The following is a 3,166-nucleotide window of genomic DNA, read 5'->3' on the forward strand; positions in this document are numbered from 1 at the left end:
GCGTCAGAACGCCTTGAGGATTTCCTCGACCATTTTCTTGGCATCGCCGAAGAGCATCATGGTGTTGTCCTTGAAGAAGAGCTCGTTCTCGACGCCGGCATAGCCCGAACCCATGCCGCGTTTGATGAAGAGGACGGTCTTTGCCTTCTCGACATCGAGGATGGGCATGCCGAAGATGGGGGAGGCCGGGTCTGTCTTGGCGGCGGGGTTGGTGACGTCGTTGGCGCCGATGACGAAGGCGACGTCGGCCTGGGCGAACTCGGCATTGATGTCTTCCAGCTCGAACACCTCGTCATAGGGCACGTTGGCCTCGGCCAGGAGCACGTTCATGTGGCCGGGCATGCGGCCGGCGACGGGGTGGATGGCATAGGCGACGTCGACGCCTTCTTCTTTCAGCTGGTCGGCCATCTCGCGCAGGGCGTGCTGGGCCTGGGCCACCGCCATGCCGTAGCCGGGCACGATGATGACCTTGCCGGCATTCTTCATGATGAAGGCGGCATCGTCCGCCGAGCCCTGCTTGACCGGGCGGGTCTCCGGGCCCTTGCCGGGGCCGGCCGCCGCCGCATCCCCGCCGAAGCCGCCCAGGATCACCGAGATGAAGGAGCGGTTCATGCCCTTGCACATGATGTAGGACAGGATGGCGCCCGAGGAGCCCACCAGCGCCCCGGTGATGATCAGGGCGAGGTTGCCCAGGGTGAAGCCGATGCCGGCCGACGCCCAGCCCGAATAGGAGTTGAGCATCGAGACCACCACCGGCATGTCGGCCCCGCCGATCGGGATGATGATCAGCCCGCCCAGCACCAGCGCGGCGATGACGATCAGCCAGAACAGGGTGTGGCTGGCCGAGAGCACGAAGGCGATGATCAGGGCGACCAGGAGCGCGGCCAGGCCGGCATTGATGACATGGCGGCTCGGCAGCAGGATCGGCGCGCCGGACATGTTGCCGTTGAGCTTGGCGAAGGCGATCACCGAGCCGGTGAAGGTGATGGCGCCGATGGCCACGCCCAGCGACATCTCGACCAGCGATTGCGGCTCGATCTCACCGCCATGGGTGATGCCGAAGGCGGCGGGGGCATAGAGCGCGCCGGCGGCCACGAACACCGCGGCCAGGCCGACGCCCGAATGGAAGGCGGCCACCAATTGGGGCATCGCCGTCATCGCCACGCGCCGGGCCACCACCGCGCCGAGCCCGCCGCCGACGGCAAGGCCTGCGACCACCAGCAGCCAGCCCGACACGCCCGAGGGCGGGGACACCGCCAGCGTGGTCAGCACCGCCAGGCCCATGCCGATCATGCCGAAGCGGTTGCCCTGGCGCGAGGAGGTCGGCGAGGACAGCCCGCGCAGCGCCAGGATGAACAGCACGCCGGCGACGAGATAGAGGAACTGGGTGAGATTCACGGACATGGAGGCTTCCTCACTGGCCGGCGCCGGCGGCCGGTTTGGCCTCGGTCTTCCTGGTCTTGTCCTTGTTGGTCTTGTCCTTGGGCTTGTACATGGCCAGCATGCGCTCGGTGACCAGGAAGCCGCCGAAGATGTTGATGGAGGCCAGCACCAGGGCCAGGAAGCCGAAGCCGCGGGCCCACCACGGCCCGCTCTCGTCCCCGGCCAGGGCGACGCCGACCGACAGCAGGGCGCCGACCACGATCACCGAGGAGATGGCGTTGGTCACCGACATCAGCGGAGTGTGCAAGGCGGGGGTGACCGACCACACCACGTAATAGCCCACGAAGATGGCGAGCACGAAGATGGCGAAGCGGAAGACGAAGGGATCGATCGCCCCGCCGGTGGCGGCATGGGCGACGCCCCCCAGCGTGGCGGCGAGCTGGTCGGCATAGTCCTGGGCGTTTCTGGCAGCCTCGCCGGCGGCCCGAGCCGCAGCCTGGGCCTTGTCGAGAAGCTCTTGGGGCGTTTCGGCCATGTCGGTCTTCCTCGATGGGGTGGATCTGATGGGAGCGGGTCTTCGGACCCGCCTCTGATGGGATGCACTCAATTCCAGGCGGCCCCCGCGCCATCTCCCGATGGAGCTGGAGACCCGCCCGCCAAAGATCCGTCAGGCCGGCTGCGGCTGGAAGGCGGGATGCACCACCGCCCCGTCCTTGGTGAGGAGCGTGGCCTTGACCAGTTCGTCCTCCCAATTGGGCGCCAGCACCTTGTCCTTCTTGTCGACCAGGGTCTCCACGAAGGCGAGGAGGTTGCGGGCATAGAGCGAGGAGGCGGAGGCGGCCAGGCGCCCGGGCACGTTGAGATGGCCGATGATCTTGACCCCGCCTGGCGTGACCACGACCTCGCCGGGGCGGGCGCCCTCGACATTGCCGCCGCGCTCGACCGCCAGGTCCACCAGCACCGAGCCCGGCTTGAGGCTGTCGACCATCGCGGCCGAGACCAGGCGCGGGGCGGGCCGGCCGGGGATCAAAGCGGTGGTGATGACGATGTCCTGCTTCTTGATGTGCTCGGCCACCAGGGCGGCCTGCTTGGCCTGGTATTCGGCCGACATCGGCTTGGCATAGCCGGCCGATGTCTCGGCCTCGCGGAACTCCTCGTCCTCGACGGCGACGAATTTGGCGCCGAGCGAGGCAACCTGCTCCTTGGCGGCGGGACGCACGTCGGTGGCGGTGACCACCGCGCCCAGGCGCCGTGCCGTGGCGATGGCCTGCAGGCCGGCGACGCCCGCCCCCATCACGAAGACCTTGGCGGCGGGCACGGTGCCGGCGGCGGTCATCATCATCGGAAAGGCCCGGCCGAACTCGGCGCTGGCATCGATCACCGCCCGGTAGCCGGCGAGATTGGCCTGGGAGGACAACACGTCCATCACCTGCGCCCGGGTGATGCGCGGCATCAGCTCCATGGCGAAGGCCGATACGCCCGCCTGCGCCAGAGCAGCCAGCGCCTCGTGCTGGCCATGGGGATCCATGATGCCCAGCACCAGCGCGCCGCTGCGATAGGCGCCGAGCTCGTCCGTCCGCGGGCGGCGCACCTTCAAGACAACAGCCGCCCCGTCCAGCGCCTCCGGATTGGAACCGGCGACCGTGGCGCCGGCCTGGGCGTAATCCTCGTCCGTGAAACCGGACGCCAGGCCCGCGCCGCTCGCGACCCGAACCGTCGCTCCAAGCCCGATCAGCTTCCTGACCGTGTCGGGCGTCGCGCCGACACGGGGCTCGCCGGGTTC

At 68.7% G+C, this 3,166-nt stretch carries 3 protein-coding genes; all 3 read right to left on the bottom strand.

Annotated features, from left to right (window positions below):
- Positions 1-3 precede the first annotated feature (3 nt).
- A complete protein-coding gene (locus J8I29_RS29510) occupies positions 4-1,404 on the bottom strand; it encodes an NAD(P)(+) transhydrogenase (Re/Si-specific) subunit beta (protein WP_209434398.1) in 1,401 nt (466 codons plus the stop codon).
- A 10-nt stretch (positions 1,405-1,414) separates the two neighbouring features.
- The gene (locus tag J8I29_RS29515) at positions 1,415-1,918 is read right to left on the bottom strand and encodes an NAD(P) transhydrogenase subunit alpha (protein ID WP_209434399.1); all 504 of its coding nucleotides are present in this window, start codon (positions 1,916-1,918) and stop codon (positions 1,415-1,417) included.
- Positions 1,919-2,050: 132 nt separating this feature from the next.
- Positions 2,051-3,166 (bottom strand): Re/Si-specific NAD(P)(+) transhydrogenase subunit alpha (locus tag J8I29_RS29520; protein WP_209434400.1); only part of this gene is annotated, 1,116 nt, incomplete at its 5' end.

The sequence above is a fragment of the Labrys sp. LIt4 genome (assembly GCF_017813775.1).
GTDB classification, from domain to species: Bacteria; Pseudomonadota; Alphaproteobacteria; order Rhizobiales; family Labraceae; genus Labrys; species Labrys okinawensis_A.